The 1,532-nt window shown below is 46.7% G+C and carries 2 protein-coding genes and 1 pseudogene; all 3 read right to left on the minus strand.

Features of this window, described 5'->3' with window-relative positions:
- Positions 1-465 (minus strand): annotated as a pseudogene (locus IQ257_RS29595) (lipid-A-disaccharide synthase); the annotation flags it as partial.
- 141 nt (positions 466-606) lie between these two features.
- Complete coding sequence (locus IQ257_RS29600; RefSeq protein ID WP_193882834.1) at positions 607-1,083, minus strand: molybdenum cofactor biosynthesis protein MoaE; 477 nt, start codon at positions 1,081-1,083, stop codon at positions 607-609.
- Between the two features lie 49 nt (positions 1,084-1,132).
- Positions 1,133-1,378, minus strand: coding sequence for a hypothetical protein (locus IQ257_RS29605; RefSeq protein WP_193882831.1), 246 nt, complete (start codon positions 1,376-1,378; stop codon positions 1,133-1,135).
- Positions 1,379-1,532 lie beyond the last annotated feature (154 nt).

Below are 1,532 nucleotides of genomic sequence, written 5' to 3' on the forward strand. Positions count from 1 at the left end.
CCCCACAACTGCCAACTTATGACGGTATTTTTTAGGGGCTTTGGCAATAATCTCCGGTTTCATCACACCAAATCGGTCAATCCAACCATGCCAACGGGCATCCCATTCCGCATAGACAACTGTACGATATCCCAAGCGCTTGCCAATCACGACCGGAAAAAATTGGTCGCCGCCTAAAAATACCACCACACCCTTATCCCGCCAATCCCAATTTTCGGCAGTTTTCCCCCACAGCAGAAAGGGAAAGAAATGCTCTGCCCCCTGCACTCGGTCTACTTCGGGGTAAGATTGAGCAATCTGAACTTCTGTTCCCGTAGCGTTGGGACAGGGAGACAGGATAACGGCGATGCGGACAATAGAGGAATCATCTCCTAGATGTTGCCGTAATGCTTTAACCACAGGACGCACCCAGGTGGTTACTTCACCGGGGCCATTGGAGAGGATTAAAATGTCAGCGGCTGGCATTGTTTACAGCATATTTCAGGTTGATGAAGTACAGTATATCCAAGCAAGCTCCCCGACTTCTTTAAGAAGTAGGAGATCTGGAGTACCTCGCTCACGGCATCAGTCCTATCTTGCCGCTAACGCTGCCATAACGCATTCCCATCAAGGAATGTCAGATTGTTCGCAAGCTCCAATACTTACCCAGCTACTCGAACCATCCGCCCAATGCTCTTTTTTCCAAATCGGAGCATTATGCTTTAATGTATCAATCGCATACTTGCAAGCGGCAAATGCTTCTGAGCGATGAGGACAGCCAACCGCCACTAACACGCTGATTTCGCCAATGTTCAGACGTCCGGTACGATGGTGAATTACCACCCGATTAACATCCAACCATGTCTGCCGGATATCCTTAGCAATAGAGGCAAATACCTGTATTGCCATCGGTTCATAAGCTTGATACTCCAGTGCCACAACGGGTTTACCCTCTGTTTGATTCCGCACTGTGCCACTCATAACGACGACTGCACCATTAGCGGCATCGTCAGCAAGGGCATAAACTTCTTCTAGAGATAGCGGTGCAAAAGAAATTAAAAAACTATCGTTAGTATGCGATTTCGGTAGAGAGGCAACAGACATGGTTAACGTTTAGTGTCTCTCTAGTTATTTTACGAGAATTCAAAATCCTTTAGTTGGGAGCGTCTGGGAAGTCTTCTTCTAAGTTTCCCAAACTCACAACCTCATCCGCCTCAGTCGCTAATTCCAACAACTTAGCCGCTGCAAACAACTGCGATGCTTCTGGATTGCCAATTACCTGCATCGCCATAGCACGGGTTCTAAGACGATGAGCAAGGATATTGAGCGCCATCTTCCAGTGCTCGTCTCCAAGCTGGAGGATTTGATCAATTAGGGCTTCAACTTGGTTATGGGTCATTGGCTGATAGAGTAACAAACACCTTTAAGAGTATTCCAAGAAAAAGATGATCCAAAACCAGGGATACTGAGAGAGTAATTAGTGTGCAATCTGCTGTATGTCTTCAGAATCGTTAATCAAACTAAGTGATAGTCTTCGGTCGTTGTACATCAAG

It is taken from the genome of Coleofasciculus sp. LEGE 07092 (assembly GCF_015207375.1).
GTDB lineage: Bacteria > Cyanobacteriota > Cyanobacteriia > Cyanobacteriales > Coleofasciculaceae > LEGE-07092.

Excerpts from the sequence above, each read along its gene's own strand:
- IQ257_RS29605 (WP_193882831.1), bottom strand. The coding sequence starts at position 1,378 with ATGACCCATAACCAAGTTGAAGCCCTAATTGATCAAATCCTCCAGCTT.
- IQ257_RS29600 (WP_193882834.1), bottom strand. The coding sequence starts at position 1,083 with ATGTCTGTTGCCTCTCTACCGAAATCGCATACTAACGATAGTTTTTTA.